This is a genomic window from Paenibacillus sp. FSL L8-0470, assembly GCF_038008625.1.
In the GTDB taxonomy this organism is placed as follows: Bacteria; Bacillota; Bacilli; order Paenibacillales; family Paenibacillaceae; genus Paenibacillus_AQ.
In genome coordinates this window covers 5,997,003-6,011,757 of record NZ_JBBOZM010000001.1, presented here as the reverse complement: position 1 = coordinate 6,011,757, position 14,755 = coordinate 5,997,003, and the positions used below count along the sequence as shown (strand labels likewise).

The 14,755-nt window shown below is 47.8% G+C and carries 11 protein-coding genes, 1 tRNA gene and 1 pseudogene; 6 read left to right on the top strand and 7 right to left on the bottom strand.

Annotated elements, in window-relative coordinates:
• Positions 1 to 180 precede the first annotated feature (180 nt).
• Positions 181 to 1,017, top strand: coding sequence for an aldo/keto reductase (locus tag NST99_RS27405; protein ID WP_341095898.1), 837 nt, complete (start codon positions 181 to 183; stop codon positions 1,015 to 1,017).
• 101 nt (positions 1,018 to 1,118) lie between these two features.
• Here the strand turns inward: NST99_RS27405 and asnB are convergent, their stop codons facing one another.
• Positions 1,119 to 2,963 carry an asparagine synthase (glutamine-hydrolyzing) gene (gene asnB / locus NST99_RS27400; protein ID WP_341095896.1) on the bottom strand — a complete coding sequence of 615 codons (1,845 nt, stop codon included), beginning with the start codon at positions 2,961 to 2,963 and terminating at the stop codon, positions 1,119 to 1,121.
• Between the two features lie 144 nt (positions 2,964 to 3,107).
• Here asnB and NST99_RS27395 point away from each other — a divergent pair, with 144 nt between their 5' ends.
• Complete coding sequence (locus tag NST99_RS27395; RefSeq protein ID WP_038595886.1) at positions 3,108 to 3,458, top strand: hypothetical protein; 351 nt, start codon at positions 3,108 to 3,110, stop codon at positions 3,456 to 3,458.
• Between the two features lie 280 nt (positions 3,459 to 3,738).
• Positions 3,739 to 3,812: transfer RNA gene (locus tag NST99_RS27390), tRNA-Arg, on the top strand.
• A 385-nt stretch (positions 3,813 to 4,197) separates the two neighbouring features.
• Here NST99_RS27390 and argS read toward each other — a convergent pair.
• A pseudogene (argS, locus tag NST99_RS27385) lies at positions 4,198 to 5,817 on the bottom strand (arginine--tRNA ligase domain-containing protein); the annotation flags it as partial.
• A 752-nt stretch (positions 5,818 to 6,569) separates the two neighbouring features.
• On the opposite strand from argS, the gene NST99_RS27380 reads away from it, so the two are divergent.
• Positions 6,570 to 7,682: an RICIN domain-containing protein gene (locus NST99_RS27380; RefSeq protein ID WP_341095894.1), complete on the top strand. Its 1,113-nt coding sequence runs from the start codon at positions 6,570 to 6,572 to the stop codon at positions 7,680 to 7,682.
• Positions 7,683 to 8,058: 376 nt separating this feature from the next.
• Here NST99_RS27380 and NST99_RS27375 read toward each other — a convergent pair.
• The 5 genes from NST99_RS27375 to NST99_RS27355 all read right to left on the bottom strand — a co-directional run bounded on the left by NST99_RS27375 (position 8,059) and on the right by NST99_RS27355 (position 12,012).
• A protein-coding gene (locus NST99_RS27375) for an IS630 family transposase (RefSeq protein ID WP_341095893.1) occupies positions 8,059 to 9,100 on the bottom strand; the annotation gives its coding sequence in 2 pieces (ribosomal slippage) (positions 8,059 to 8,973 and positions 8,975 to 9,100; 1,041 coding nt in all).
• A gap of 288 nt (positions 9,101 to 9,388) precedes the next feature.
• Positions 9,389 to 10,279, bottom strand: a complete 891-nt coding sequence (locus tag NST99_RS27370) for an alpha/beta fold hydrolase (protein ID WP_341095892.1) — start codon at positions 10,277 to 10,279, stop codon at positions 9,389 to 9,391.
• 18 nt (positions 10,280 to 10,297) lie between these two features.
• The gene (locus tag NST99_RS27365; RefSeq protein ID WP_341095890.1) at positions 10,298 to 10,648 is read right to left on the bottom strand and encodes a DUF1330 domain-containing protein; all 351 of its coding nucleotides are present in this window, start codon (positions 10,646 to 10,648) and stop codon (positions 10,298 to 10,300) included.
• Positions 10,649 to 10,805: 157 nt separating this feature from the next.
• On the bottom strand, positions 10,806 to 11,414 hold the full coding sequence (locus NST99_RS27360) for a DUF2239 family protein (protein ID WP_341095888.1): 609 nt from the start codon (positions 11,412 to 11,414) through the stop codon (positions 10,806 to 10,808).
• 217 nt (positions 11,415 to 11,631) lie between these two features.
• Entirely contained in the window at positions 11,632 to 12,012 is a 381-nt protein-coding gene (locus tag NST99_RS27355; protein WP_341095886.1) for a DUF6262 family protein, read from the bottom strand.
• A 338-nt stretch (positions 12,013 to 12,350) separates the two neighbouring features.
• On the opposite strand from NST99_RS27355, the gene NST99_RS27350 reads away from it, so the two are divergent.
• Both NST99_RS27350 and ltrA read left to right on the top strand, forming a co-directional pair.
• Complete coding sequence (locus NST99_RS27350; protein WP_341095884.1) at positions 12,351 to 12,476, top strand: hypothetical protein; 126 nt, start codon at positions 12,351 to 12,353, stop codon at positions 12,474 to 12,476.
• A 750-nt stretch (positions 12,477 to 13,226) separates the two neighbouring features.
• A complete protein-coding gene (ltrA, locus tag NST99_RS27345; protein WP_341091741.1) occupies positions 13,227 to 14,519 on the top strand; it encodes a group II intron reverse transcriptase/maturase in 1,293 nt (430 codons plus the stop codon).
• The last annotated feature ends 236 nt before the right edge of the window (positions 14,520 to 14,755 follow it).

Genomic DNA, 14,755 nt, shown 5'->3' with positions numbered 1-14,755 from the left:
AATAAGTGCAGACTGTGAAATCAGACTGCACTTATTTTTTGTTCTAATTTACCGACGCAGAGTGGCATTTTGGACCTGCGGGAGCAATCTGCTATACTGATTTTGGCCATTGGCTGATTATGCGGCCTCTTTTAAGGTTAAGGAAGTTAAATCAATATCATTAGGCTTGGAGGGTTAACGATGAGTGAATTGAACGGACCGTTTTCGGGTGGACCTACATTAAATGACGGAGTCACTATGCCGTGGCTGGGACTGGGCGTATGGCAGACCAAAGATGGTGAGGAAGTTATCAACGCGGTGAAAGCAGCAGTGGAAACAGGCTATCGCAGCATTGATACGGCAGCTGGATACAATAATGAAGAAGGCGTCGGACAAGCCATTCGTGAATGCGGAGTGCCCCGGGAGGAACTGTTCATTACGACCAAGCTGCGCAATCCCGACCAAGGCTATGAATCCGCATTACAAGCGTTTGAAGTCAGCCGCCGCAAGCTGGGGCTGGATGTAATTGATCTGTATCTGATTCACTGGCCAGTCGCCGGCAAGTACCGGGAGAGCTGGAAGGCGCTTATTCATCTGCAAAAGGAAGGTTTCGTGAAATCCATTGGGGTGAGCAACTTCCAGATCCATCATCTGCAGGATATTATCGACGATACAGGTGTGGTGCCTGTGGTCGATCAAGTGGAGTTCCATCCGCTCTTGACCCAGCGCGAGCTGCTGAAATATACCCGCCAGCATGACATTCAGCTGGAGGCCTGGAGTCCGCTGATGCAGGGCAATCTGGATGTGCCGCTGCTTAAAGAGCTGGCCGGCAAATATGGCAGAACTGTCGCCCAAATTGTCCTGCGCTGGGATCTGCAGCAGGGTGTCATTACCATTCCTAAATCGGTTCATGCCGAGCGGATCACAGAGAACGCCGGATTTTTCGACTTCACGCTTAGCGATGATGACGTTAAGGCGATTGAGAACCTGAACCAGAACCACAGGTTCGGTCCGGACCCGGATAATTTTAATTTCTGAGCAAGCCTCTAACAATAGGAAACTACAAACAGCAAGCCTCCGGATGGGGGCTTGCTGTTTGTAGTTATTGGCTGTGTGCGGAGAGCAGAGAGCTTAGCAAATTACCCGATAGATACGTTATACTTGCGTAGCCACAGGTTAACCTGGGCTAGATAAGCGAACAGCTGCGGGCCGGACATCAGCTGGCCAAACCAGGGCAGATTGCTGGAGGATTCGGGAGAGGCAGCGATTTCACGGATCTTGGCTGCATCAATCAACGGCAGGATGGGCGAAGTGGAATCATCCAGAATGCCCAGCATCTGAGTCCGGACGGCATTTAAATAGGCCGGATTATGGGTTTTGGGGTAAGGGCTTTTTTTACGGTAGAGTACATCATCCGGCAGGATGCCTTCGAGTGCTTTGCGCAAAATGCCTTTTTCCCGGTTGCCCACGGTTTTAATTTCCCAAGGGATGTTGAATACATACTGGACCAGCCGGTGGTCGCAATACGGCACGCGGACCTCCAGTCCTGCACCCATACTCATCCGGTCCTTACGGTCCAGCAGTGTCGGCATGAAACGTGTGATGTTAAGATAGGACATTACGCGCATCTGCGCCTGCTTGCCGGTCTCGCCGTCAAGCTTTGGCACCTCCGCTACCGCATCGCTGTATCTGTCACCTAAATATTCCAGCGGACGTATCCATTCCCCCACTTCCGGCGACAATAGAGCTGCACGCATTTTGGGGGCTACCGACCAGGGGAATGTGCCGGAAGAGAGCATCTCGTCCCGGTGGAACCAGGGATACCCGCCAAAAATCTCGTCCGCCGCTTCGCCGGAAATGGCCACGGTCGCGTTCTTTTTAATCTCACGGCAAAACAGATACAGCGAAGAATCCACGTCCGTCATCCCCGGCAAATCGCGGGATTCCAGGGCATTGTCCAGCGCCGTTACCAGCTCCGGTGTGTCAAAGGCTACATAATGGTGATTCGTGTTTAACTCATCAACCATCCGCTTAATCCACGGACCGTCTGCGCCGGGCTGAAAGGTGTGGCTTTTGAAATGCTTGTCGTTGTCGACATAATCGACGGAATAGGTATCCACCCGGCCTTGGCCGGTGCGGTTGTAATAATCCACAGCAAGCGCGGTCAGTGCGCTGGAATCGAGCCCCCCGGACAGCAGGGAGCAGACCGGAACGTCGGAGACAAGCTGCCGCTCCAGTGTATCCTGCAGCAATTCACGTACTCTGGCGGCTGTTTCTTCTTCATTTTCCGTGTGATGATTGCTTTCCAATTTCCAATAAGCATAGCTGCGCAGGCCTTCCCGGCTATAAATCATGGCATGACCTGGACGAAGCTCGAATATATCTTTGTATACCCCATGTCCCGGAGTGCGGGCCGGACCGATGATGAAGATTTCCGCCAGTCCTTCCGGTCCAACCTTCGGCTGTACCTTGGGGTGCTGGAGCAGAGCTTTGGGTTCGGAGCCGAAGACAAAAACATCGTCCACCCGGCTATAGAACAGGGGTTTTACACCCAGGCGGTCGCGTGCCAAAAATACCTGGTCCCGCAGACCGTCCCAGACGGCAAATGCAAAGATTCCGTTCAGCTTCCCGGTGCAGTCCGGTCCCCACTCCATATAGGCGTGCAGCAGAACTTCGGTGTCGCACTCGGTGAGAAAATGGTGTCCCCGCTGTTTCAGTTCCTTTTTGAGCTCGGGGGCGTTATATAATTCGCCGTTGTACACAATAGCGTACACCTTATCGTCATGGCGGGCGATCATAGGCTGTGCGCCGTTCTCGGGATCGATAACGCTTAGTCTGCGGTGACCGAAGGCACAGGGCCCTGAAATCCAGGTTCCGGCCGCATCCGGCCCGCGGTTGGCCAAGGTTTCAGTCATTTTTACGAGCAGTTGCGAGTGCTGTGTGAGGTCGCCGCGCCACTGGATAAATCCGGTTATTCCGCACATGATGGTTCATCCTCTCTTTTGTGCGATTGTTGTCCTTTCTTTTTTGCCAAGTAATACAGATATATGCCGAAGGAAGGGATAAAATGTATGTCCTTATCCGAACACTAAGGGAGAGGGAAATTTGCCAGGAGGGATGGATGACAAGTGTATTATATTAAAGACGCCAAAATCCGCAGAATGACCGAATATGACGGCGCGCCTTGTGCAGAAGTGGGCGTATTGCCGGGAGCTGTAGGCGATTCCGCACTTTTGGTGTACATTGTTGAAGACCAGCGTGAGGAAGGTTATGAAATTGTGCGCATTCTGACGAATGACGCAAATACTGCGACCGATTGGTTTGATAACAATCTGCATGACGCTTTTCAGGATGTTACGGCCAGTGCTTTTACTGGCAGCATCATTATGAGCCCCGAGGATGAACGCTCCAAATTCCAGCGCGAACTGCTTATCTTCGGCGACTTGAAAAAGCAGCTGGAACAGCATTTCCACAAGTGACTCCTGAAATCCGGCGATTGGATGCGGCAAAGCTGCCGCAGTCTGCCCCGGGGGGAGAACGGATTGGGGTGAGCGGCTGACCGCCGCTGATTCTGCCCCGGGGACAGAAATGCTGTGGGAGGGTGACTGGTGAGGATAGGCTGATCTGCTGTGCTGCCGTTGCTGTTTCGCCGCATTTTAGTAAATTATATTGCTGCAGCCTTGAAAAAAAATCTGAATGCGGTATAATAGAGAACGTTGCGTGAATACATATGCTTTAGGAATTAATTACTTCACTTTTGTCCCGGTAGCTCAGTTGGATAGAGCATGCGCCTTCTAAGCGCACGGTCGGGGGTTCGAATCCCTTCCGGGACGTCACACAAAACAGCCTTCCTCCGGGAAGGCTGTTTGTGCGTCTGGGGGGAGAGAAGCCTCTAGGGGCGTTGGCGCATCCACCGCAGTTGTGAACAACTGAAGTTTAGTTGTATTTTGTGCAGCTAAAAGTACTCATAATCGGGAGCGAAGTAACTTAATTGCACTCTATACATTTATATTTGTCCATATCCCTCCTAATGATGAATTGGGAGGTTTTTAGCTGTACCGAATACAGCTAAATCCCGAGAGGAGTGATTTTCTTGGATTTTAGCTGTACACAATGCAATTAAGCTTAAATCTCAGTGAATGAAGGGATAGCCGTGCTTATTGCATAGACTGGCTTGCTCCTGATAAATACCCGTTCTACAGTCTGCCACTTCCTCCGTTACATCCGCTCCGGCTTCGGCAGGCCAAGCACCTCAAGCACTTCGCCGAGCGTTTCCTGGAATGTTGAAGTAAGCCAGAGGCGGAAGCGGATGGTGGGTTGCTCCCCTTTGAGAATCGGGCAGGCGGAATAAAAGTTATTGAACAGCGAGGCCAGAGTATGCGCGTAGTTACAGATTGTATTTGGCGTCAGCTCGATGCTCGCGCTGTATAAGGTGTCTTGCCAGATGCTGAGATGTCTCAGCAGGGCAAGCTCCGCTTTGTCCAGTGGGGCCGGGAAATCCGGCACCGCAGCTGGTTCTGATACCGCATCCGCCGCCCCATCCGCCGCCGCATCGACTGCCCCATCCGCCGCCAGTACCGCTCTTGCCGCAGTATTTACCGCCATCATTGGACCTGCCGCTGCTCCCAATACGGCGCCTGCTTCCATTCCAGCGGCTTTACTGAGCACACTGCCCGCACGCGCATAGGTATACATCAGGTATACGCCGGTATTGCCGGAAATCTCGGTCGCCTGCTTGAAATCAAACACAATCTCCGTCCCCAGATTGAAACGCAGCAAGTAGTAACGGATTGCCGCTGTGGCGATCAGCCGGCTGGACAGGCCGTTTTTGTCGGAGCGGGTGGCTTCAATGGTGTTCTCCATAAGCTGGACCAGCTCGGTGACCTTGATGCCGATGCCCTGACGGCCGGACATGGCGTAAGAGGTTTTACCGTCCGAGGTATCGATCCCCAGTTCAGCGGCGGAAGCCGGACTAAGAGAAACCACGCCATAGCTTACATGATGAAGCTTCCCGGCTTGCCCGGCATATCCCAATACCTCTAAAGCCTGCTTCACCAACGCCTGCGGATACTCCTGTCTGTAATCAATGACGTTAACCACCATATCGGCCTCTCCAAAAGGCAGCTGCTGTCCACTTGGGCCCGTCGTCCAAACGCCTGCATTAAACTCGCTGTAGGAGAAGTTTTTGTCCAGCAGTCCGAATTTCCAGAGATGATAGGCGATGTCCTTGGCGGTGTAGGTTAAAATCCCGTTCGAGCGCACCAGCACCTTATCTTTCTGATGTTCCTCTGAATCCGCGCCTGTGCCGTCTGTTGCCGATTGCTTCAGAATCCAGCATCCCGCCAGCTTGCCCTCGGTTTCCTGAACAAAAACGGCCGTCTGTTCCAGCAGCGCAAAAGCGGAGGACCAAAATCCCTCTTTTAAAATACTGCTCTCCCACACCAGCAAATCGTAGGTGATGCCGAAGTTATTCATTTCCTCAACATGCTCTCTCACAATCCGTTCAGCCACAAGGCTGCCGAGCCAAGCGGTATTGCCGTTTCCTTCTTCCAGGGCGTGGAGAATCTCCGTCCGTTTTTGGACTGTCTCAGGGTGCAACTCATATTCCTTATTGATTCCGGCGTAGATATCCCAGCAATAATCACCGAAGCGGACATGATCACCCGCGAGCGGCACATTCATTAGCCCGACCACCGTATCTGCCAGCTGATTGCCAAGGTCATCCACGTAGTTGTGAACTTCCACGTTGTAACCTGTTTTTTTCAAAATCCTAACCAGCGCATCTCCAATACAGGAGTTTCTCAGATGGCCGATATGCATTGATTTATGTATATTGACGTGACAGGAAACGCTTGTTTGTATTCATTACTTCTCATATGTTTATTACTGCAAATTCGACAAGAATACTATATACTCCCTTTTTATTTCAAATGCACAAAAGGAAGCTATTCCTAAATTTTGAATGGTGTCAAATAAAGACTATTAAAAAAGGGGGAGGGTTATGGCTGTTTGGAATACAGGACCAATTGAAAATAACGCATGAAGTCCTCCGCAGAGAACAATCTGATTCGTTCGAAACAAAGTAAATCATTGAGTGAAAGAAGAACGATGGTTGAATCAAACAAGGAGCAGTTCCAGGGCAGAGCTGTTCCTTGTTTTCATTAAGCTAACGGGCAGGATAGTTCAATAATTTTGCGAATACCCTACCTATAGAATTATTTGCGAAGTTTGTAAATAAGACGTTATACGAAATCCGTTCGCGGCGGCAGCGCTCGCTGGCGCGGGACCAATCTCTTGTCGCTGTCTTTCCCTGAAGGCAGATGCAGTGGACAAATTGCATTTACTTTATAATAATTTCATGTAAATCAGGAAATAGGATCGGTGGCTATGTGCTGCTCGGTCTTTTTTTGTATATAGGGGGACAGCCGAGATACCGGTAAAACTAGGCTACCTAGATTCATTCTTCACCAAATAAGCATTGATGAAATCGAATATTTACTAATTGATCAGGAGAATGAAATTTATTATCATATAATATTAATTGTGGAATATTTTAGGGAGGTATACCTATTAAGAAAGGATGATATTTGGTGCCTAAAAAAAATGAATGGTGTGACATTACAAATAAAAATAGTAATCAGGTAGCGGATGTAAAAGAAAGTTCCACGGTTCAACAAGCGAATATATATCAGTGGCCCTATCATGGTGGGAGTAATCAACTATGGATGTTTGTTCCACTTAATAATGGTTATTATGCTATTGTCAATAAAAATAGTGGTCAGGTAGCGGATGTAGAAAAATACTCCATGCAAAGCGGAGCGAACATATATCAACATTCCTGGCATGGTGAAAGTAATCAACAATGGTTCCTTCATGATTTGGGAGATGGTTCCCAAAAAATCTCGAATTTAAATAGTGGGCATGTATGGGATGTAGAAAAATACTCCATGCAAAGCGGAGCGAATATATATCAGCATTCCTGGCATGGTGAAAATAATCAAAGGTGGACTTTCCATGTTCGTGGGAGTTTCACACTACCTAGTATTCAGACTTATCCTTTAGCACCTCCTCCTAACTATAAGAGTATAAATGATGTGCTACCAGATCGCACTGAGATGGTCACAACCAACTATACATTAGCACCATGTATTGGGGTTGGTGATCCTCAAAAAAATGATCAACAAAAAATACAAACAAACCCGTATTATTTATATGTAAGGAAACAATATTGGAGCAAAGTAGCTTCACATGTGCTTGCTCCAGGTACATCATATGGGTACAAACAGACATCAGGTATGACGACGACAGATCAAAAGACAGTGACAAATACAGTCAGTCATACGTTTGGGGCAGATGTAGGTCTTAGTTTTGGAAATCTACAAACAGGAAAAAAGAGTTTAAGTGCTGCTTTGTCTTATCAATATTCAAACGAACTATCAGTACAGGAGAGTCGTACAGAGACAGAATTGAGTGTAGTAGAGGAAGCATTTATCATTGAAAATACAAATAAACATTCGGTAGCATGGACTAAGTATATATTGGTTTCCCAATATAGTGTACAACGTATCGATGGCACAATTGTCAACGAACCATGGACAGTGACGGATTACCATAATACCTATGATTGTTTCTATCCTTTGGGGGAGAATGGAATTGTTGATAGACGAGTGTCCGTTGAAACAAATGAAACAATATTTGATTGAATTAGAGTCATTTATTACAACCATATCAGAATTGATCTAAATTTAGGCGCTTCCATCTTACGTGAAATTGACGAGATAAAACGATTTGATAAACTGGCTAAATTAGTTGTTTAGGTGCTAAGCTAACAGGACACGTTAGTTCAATGAAACAGCGACAGTCTAGGACTTTATTTTTTCGTCCTTGGCTGTCGCTGTTTCAATTTCCGAGGTCAGTCTAAAACTTATTTTATGAAGTCTGACGGTATTACAATCGAGAATCCCCGTGGAATAAAGACACCCAGTCTAATACTTTATTTTCTACAGATATCAAGTTATAATTCTTTGCTCAGGACAAGTGTCAAAAGAAAATAAAGTAATATATAGACCGTAATTAAGATCATAACCTAATGAGCAGGCGATCGACGGTTCCCAGCGGATGCTTGTTGATACGCTTCATAAATTGACTTACATGAAGCTTAATCTTATAGAATTTTTCGAAAAAGACGTTGTTTACCACATCGGATTTTAGCCACAGCCATAGCCCTTCAACCGGATTGAGGTTTGGGCTGTAGGGCGGTAGAAAGACCAACTGCAGGCGCGGATGTTCCATCAAAAAAGGCTGTAACTCCGTGGCATGATGAATCCGGCTGTTGTCCAGAATCAGCGCGATTTTCCCACTCGGATACGCAGAGAGAAGATCCTGAAGAAATCGAATAAAGGCTGTTGTATCGGCCATTTCTTCTTCTCGGTGATGCACCTGCCCGGTTTCATAATTAATCGCACCGAATAACTTCGCTCCTTCGTGTTTGCCATACGTTGGCACCTTGCGTTGTCTGCCACGTGGGAACCAATTGTATTGCAGCGCTTGATAGGACCGGATCATCGATTCGTCTTCAAAGAGCAAATGATCGATTTTTTCGGCTTCAACCTGTTTCTTGAGCGCTGCAAAGGTGTGCTTTTTGAAATACGCTTGGGCGTCCTGGTCAGCGTTGGCAAGCGTATAAGTTGCTTTGGTAAAACTGAAGTTCATCCGTTTTAGCATCGCGCTGATCCCACGCACGCTCATTTTGATGCCAAATTCCTGTTTGATCCACTCCGCCACCAGCGGGAGGGTCCAGGTGTACCGAGCTTCAAAACCCACATCTGCCGGTTGTTGCTGTTCCAGCATCGCCGCTAACTGTTTACGCTGCTCCTCCGTGAGTTTTGTCGGTTGTCCAGGGGAATGATCCAACTTCAGGCCAGACAGACCCTGCGTTTGGTAGGCTTTCCAATAGTGGCCGATAGTTTGACGCGCCCGGCTGAGTAAGCTCACCGATCTCATCAAACGTATGTCCTTCTAGACGAAGACGGACTGCCAGGTACCTTTCGTAGAGTCGTTTATCCGATGTTTGTTTCATTGCTGCATTCAACCGCTCGATTTCTTCGTTTCCCATTTTCATCGCCGCCTTCGGGTAAGTTATTACTATTCTTTACCCGATTTGGCGATTAGTTTGACTTTGTCAGCTTTTTAAATGCGTTCTATATAGACTGGAAATTATCAAGACCTAAACTTAAGGAAATCAAATAAAATAAAGGGTTCTACATATTATGCATAACTAATATGTAGAACCCTTTATTTTTAACTATCGTGTCCCGTTTAGTTCAATGAATAAGCGCTGCGCCCCTGGCCTACTCAACTCTATTGGGCACCGCGGGACTCCAGCTGGTTGCTATTCAGGAAGCACGTGTCAATTGCGACGAGCCGTTCGCTCTATGCCATCAGCGATTACTTTGTACAGTTGGTGCGGTAAGTCGTGTCCCATGCCGTCAACCAACATTAGCTCAGCGCCCGGAATGGCAGAAGCCGTATCCTCGCCACACGCCGGGACGAACAGGGGATCGTCCTTCCCATGAATGACAAGTGTTGGTACTTTTATGGTCGCCAGCCGCGGACGACGATCACCAGAGACAGCGATCGCAGCAATTTGTCGTCCAACACTGCCTGGATCGTAGGCTCGCTGGACTTCCTCCAGAATGAGCGCTCGATATGCGTCCTCTTCAAACGGATAGCCGGTGCCGGCGATGCATTTGGCAAAAGAGACGCTGTGCGCCAAAAATCCTGCTTCATCTTCAAATGGGTTCGGCGCTGGTTTAGTCATCATCGCCATGACATCCGGGGAAGTTTGCGGAAGTGTGGGATTACCGGAACTGGACATAATGGAGGTGAGTGATAAAACCCGTTCAGGGTACTCACTGGCAGCAATCTGGGCAATCATTCCGCCCATCGACCTGCCAACGAAATGTGCCCGGTCAATTGAAAGGGCATCGAGTAGTCCGATAGCGTCGTTGGACATGTCATCGAGAGTGTAAGGGATGTCCGGTCGCTTTCTCGACATGAGAGCAGTCGCCAGTGCGTCAAAATCCAGCGTCGGATAATGGCTAAAATGCGTCGAGCAACCTACATCGCGATTGTCAAAGCGGATTACGCGAAAGCCCCGCGCTGCTAATATCCGACAAAACGAATCCGTCCATCGGATCATCTGGGTTCCAAGTCCGGCGATTAGGATAATAGCCTCGTCATTTTCGTTACCAAAACTGTCATAGGCCAATTCGACGCTTTTGACTTTCAGAATGTTCATGATTATGTTCTCCTCCAATTAATTCGGTATTGTAAGTTCTGTCATAGGCAGAAGGCGTGAATCTTCGATCGCTGCAGTCCGATGCCCGATACCGGCCATGTAGTCTTGATGACTTGAAAAAGCAAGAAACGACTGCGCGCTGCTCTGGCGGATCATCATGACAAGATCCCATCTTACGTCTTCGGGTCCGATAAGAAACTCTCCGCCATCGCCAAGAAACATGATTTCACCTCCGCTTTCACGGAGAAATGGGAGGGTGTGCTCGATATAGCGGTTGAAAGCTTCGGCACCGTTGATTGGGACCTCCGGTGTTAGTTCAGAATTGGCTGTGTAATCGGCAACATCACGATAACGCATGAGGTTCAACATGACGATGCTGCCCTCGCTGCCTCGCTGTATGAACCTCATGCCAGCACGTTGCTATGGTTCGATGTAACGACTAAATTCAAATTCTGTCATAGTGTGGCTCCTTTCGTTGTTCCTTTTTTTATTCTAAATTCCTTACGCCTACACATTCTTTCGTTCATTAGTTCCCTTCAGGGAATGCATTAGCGGCTAATCTTTTGATATGGTTTCTGATATCAGGTGCCCAGTCATCGATGCAGTGGTAAAAACGATCAAAATCACCAGCATACAGTGCCCGCAGAGCTTCTTCGTATTGATGGAAGTTCCCGGCCATAGCTGTCATAAAGTGATATGTTGCTTCTTGTGACTCTCGTATCTTGCTCTGTTTTCCTCCATCACGGCGAGCATCACCAACGAGTTTTCGTAATGTTACCGACGCCCCACCAGGTTGACTCTTCAGCCATTCCCAATCTTTTGGCAATAATGTAACCTCACCAGATACAACCCCCATCTTGGGTCGACCGACCCGCCGTGTAGGCTGGTGATTCATTTCCGCACCGGGCAAGTCGCCAAACTGTTCTCCTAATCGTTTTAGCACGTCATCTGTCTTCCCACGGAAATCAACATCTATTTGCTTCCCCGTGGTATCGTCAAATATAAGCAGCTGTGTGAGGTCTCTGTCATCCAGAGCATCCTTCACTGTAGAAACAACGTGTTGTAACGAACCACTGGCGACGACTCCCACACCCAAAAATGCCGTGCAGCAAAAGAGCGTTTGATCATCTCTCATTCTGTAGATCCTCCTCTGAATGTTTCACTAATTTTACCCGGGTAAAAATAAAAAGTCAATATTACCCGGGTAAAATATATTTTGTCGTTTGTTATGGAGGGATTAAATGCAAAAGACGCGGCCTAAGAGAAACCGCGCTGTTGAGGGCTAGTGTTTGCTTTATGTTGTACATGCAGTGTTTTGTCGCAAAACTGCTCGTTAGCTCAATGAAGTGTAACTAAAATTTTTCGTAAATCTGAGCATAAGCCTTTTTCATTTCTTCTCGTAATTCTTTGTTCTCGTTCTCCAGTGCTTTGATTTTGCGTTTCAAAATATCGATGAGTATATCCTTATTCGCATCATTTATCTCACGCTTTATTTGCTTTGGAGTGGGTGCTTGTGATTGTTGACGGCGTAAGGATTCGATCCTCTCGCGGATATCTGAATGGTTATATAAACTCGCTTTCGAAACACCCGATTCTTCTGATACGCTATTGAAATTGATGCTCTTGTTGACTCGTAAGAGGCGTTTAATCGCCAGATCTACCTTCTCTAAGGTGCTTGCCTTCCGTTGAGCATGGATGCTCTTCAGATGGGCTGTACGGTCATAATTAGCCATTTCCAGCACTCACCTTTTTTTACACGGCGTTGAGCGATGGAGGCAGGCCCGCGGCAGCAGATCCGCGCACCTGATTGTTTCCGGATGAAGCCGGGCGAGAACCACGCACATGGTTGCTTCCGGACAATGTTCAGAGAAAATAAAGTATTAGACTGGCAGGCGTTTCATTAAACGAACGGGCAGGATAGTCTAAGATCATTCGTGATGAACCGTATCATAAATAGGGCGGAATTTTGAGAGAGGTTAGGAATTTTTTGTTTTCTTAACGTCTCTTCACAAAAAAACTTGCACCGTGGGACGTAGCCGCCGCAGGCTTGATTGCACGGGAGGCGGGAGCATTGAGTTGCAATGTACAAGTGATGCCCGATGACATCCCTAATGAACTCTATGGTGAAGTGGTCGTATTCACGACACCTGGAATCTTCGATGATCTCTTGACATTATTGCGGATGGAATCAGAATAAAAGGTTCAGTCTCTTTTCGACATTGTTGTACGTGCGAAAACGTTAGCTTAGTAAGGCATGTTCTTCAATGAAAAGGCCATCCTTTTCAGGATAACCTTAAATACTTGCCGCTTCAGACAGCACGGAGAACCGTATCATACTTTACAGACAGGTCATTCCGCTAACGGGAAACGTTAGTGGAATAGCGGTTGCTTCGGCAGCCGTTTTTTATTTGTTCGCGTGCCCAGAAGCACGCATTATCTAGTTGGTGAAAGTCCAACCAAAGGAGGGGCCAAGCCACCTCTGTAGCTAGGATGCCTGCTCATGGCGAAATCTGTGTGTAGAAGCGCATCGACAAAAGTATCGGTCAGAGACCGGGCGAGCAACAATCCAGGCCGCAACATGAAGTGAATCCTGCCGCGTCGTCAAAAAGGCCCTGCGAAGGGGAAGAGAGGGTGCCGAGTCTCGGTACAATAGACGAAGGCCAAGGAAACTGTACAGAACTTGGAACAACAGTGAAGAATCCTCCGGCGTATAGGGAACGGCATGGTTTGAAAGATAATGCAGTGAACTGGGGAGACCCTCCCCCACACGGGATTTTTTTTTTTTAGAAACCCGTAAAGAGGCGCTCTATAAGTCCAGAAGATGAAATGAACCGTCTGTGGGAAGGGAGTCCGAGGGGCTCATAGTACCGAAGAACCTAAGGACAACATAACCTTAGGGAGGGAAGGAGCCCTGCTTTGTTTATGCTTTTGGAGGAGGTACGAGTGAGTGAATGCCAACCGGCTAACGACACCCAAGGAAAAAGTTCAACAACTCCAAGAAAAGCTAGGTCATGCGGCCAAGGAGAACAATAAGCGTAAATTCCATGCCCTGTACGACAAAGTCTACCGCTGGGATGTACTGTGCGAAGCCTGGAAACGGGTGAAAGCGAACAAGGGAGCTGCGGGAGTGGATGCCGTGACGCTCGCAGATATTGAGGAACAAGGAGAAACAAGTTTCCTCAAGGAATGCGAGCGAGAACTGAAAGAAGGCAATTACCATCCGCAGCCCGTACGGCGGCACTATATCCCGAAGAAAGATGGGAAGCCAAGACCGCTAGGCATACCAACTGTGCGCGACCGAGTCATACAAATGGCAACGAAACTCGTGATTGAACCGATCTTTGAAGCAAACTTCGAAGAAGTATCCTTCGGATTTCGTCCGAAGCGAAGCGCGAAAGGAGCGCTAGAGCGAATCCGGAAAGCCTGCAACCGCAAAGGGAATTGGGTAGTCGACGTCGATATCCAAGGTTACTTCGACAATATTAATCAAGAGAAGCTTATGAAATTGGTACAGATGCGTATCAACGACAGGCGGATCCTAAAATTAATACGGAAGTGGCTTCATGCGGGAGTGATGGAAGAAGGAAACGTAAGGCGTTCCGATTTAGGAACACCGCAAGGTGGAGTCATTTCACCGCTTCTGGCGAATATCTATCTGGACTACTTTGACCGACTGTGGGAGAAACACGGAAGTAGAGTGGGAGAACTGACAAGGTATGCAGACGATTTTGTAGTGGTCTGTAAAACCAAAAAGGACGCCGAACATGCGTATGAGCTCATACACAGAATCATGGAACGTCTGGAGTTGACCCTACACCCAACCAAAACCCGCATCGTAGGCCTATGGACAGGAGAGGAAGGATTCGACTTCTTAGGAATGCATCACCGGAAGACCAAAGCAGAAACGTCCCAAGGCAAGGTGTACTACACCACGCAGCAGTGGCTAACGAAAAAGGCGGAGGAACGCATTCGAGGAGTGGTCAAAGAAAGACTGGCTCCACCGAGTATGCGATCGAAATCATTCGCGGAGCATGTAAAGTGGCTCAATCCAAAGATTCAAGGATGGAGAAATTACTACTACACGAACTACAGCCAAAAGAGATTAGCCAAATTGGATTGGTATATTCTGCAGCGATTAACCCGGTGGTACGCGAAGAAGAGACAACGAGGGATTTGGATGAGCTCACGATCTGAGGTCAAGTATATTGCCAACATGTATGGATTGAAAACGCTATTGTGATCTGCATGCCCATGATTGATGAACATCGGAAAGCCGTATGAGGGAAAACCTCACGTACGGTTTGATGAGGAGGGGCTGGTTAGGCCAGCCCTTTACTCTAGAACTATACCAGCTAATAGCTTGTCAATATTTAATTATTAATGAAGAAAACGAAGGGTGCTATACTAGTAAAAACGCATAACAAATAACCGTCCCATAGAATTTGGGAAGGCTTTCCTCGATATCTAAATGTTACT